This is a genomic window from Vibrio hangzhouensis, from assembly GCF_900107935.1.
Classification (GTDB): Bacteria; Pseudomonadota; Gammaproteobacteria; order Enterobacterales; family Vibrionaceae; genus Vibrio; species Vibrio hangzhouensis.
Map to the genome: position 1 here is coordinate 1 of NZ_FNVG01000060.1, position 1,074 is coordinate 1,074.

The following is a 1,074-nucleotide window of genomic DNA, read 5'->3' on the forward strand; positions in this document are numbered from 1 at the left end:
ATTTGACGTTAGCGACAGAAGAAGCACCGGCTAACTCCGTGCCAGCAGCCGCGGTAATACGGAGGGTGCGAGCGTTAATCGGAATTACTGGGCGTAAAGCGCATGCAGGTGGTTAGTTAAGTCAGATGTGAAAGCCCGGGGCTCAACCTCGGAACTGCATTTGAAACTGGCTGACTAGAGTACTGTAGAGGGGGGTAGAATTTCAGGTGTAGCGGTGAAATGCGTAGAGATCTGAAGGAATACCGGTGGCGAAGGCGGCCCCCTGGACAGATACTGACACTCAGATGCGAAAGCGTGGGGAGCAAACAGGATTAGATACCCTGGTAGTCCACGCCGTAAACGATGTCTACTTGGAGGTTGTGGCCTTGAGCCGTGGCTTTCGGAGCTAACGCGTTAAGTAGACCGCCTGGGGAGTACGGTCGCAAGATTAAAACTCAAATGAATTGACGGGGGCCCGCACAAGCGGTGGAGCATGTGGTTTAATTCGATGCAACGCGAAGAACCTTACCTACTCTTGACATCCAGAGAACTTAGCAGAGATGCTTTGGTGCCTTCGGGAACTCTGAGACAGGTGCTGCATGGCTGTCGTCAGCTCGTGTTGTGAAATGTTGGGTTAAGTCCCGCAACGAGCGCAACCCTTATCCTTGTTTGCCAGCGAGTAATGTCGGGAACTCCAGGGAGACTGCCGGTGATAAACCGGAGGAAGGTGGGGACGACGTCAAGTCATCATGGCCCTTACGAGTAGGGCTACACACGTGCTACAATGGCGCATACAGAGGGCTGCCAACTTGCGAAAGTGAGCGAATCCCAAAAAGTGCGTCGTAGTCCGGATTGGAGTCTGCAACTCGACTCCATGAAGTCGGAATCGCTAGTAATCGTGGATCAGAATGCCACGGTGAATACGTTCCCGGGCCTTGTACACACCGCCCGTCACACCATGGGAGTGGGCTGCAAAAGAAGTGGGTAGTTTAACCTTCGGGAGGACGCTCACCACTTTGTGGTTCATGACTGGGGTGAAGTCGTAACAAGGTAGCCCTAGGGGAACCTGGGGCTGGATCACCTCCTTATACGAAA

1 rRNA gene is annotated in these 1,074 nt (G+C 53.4%); it reads left to right on the top strand.

What is annotated here, in order from left to right:
- Positions 1-1,067 (top strand): 16S ribosomal RNA (locus C4S60_RS23390); the annotation flags it as partial.
- Between the last annotated feature and the right edge of the window lie 7 nt (positions 1,068-1,074).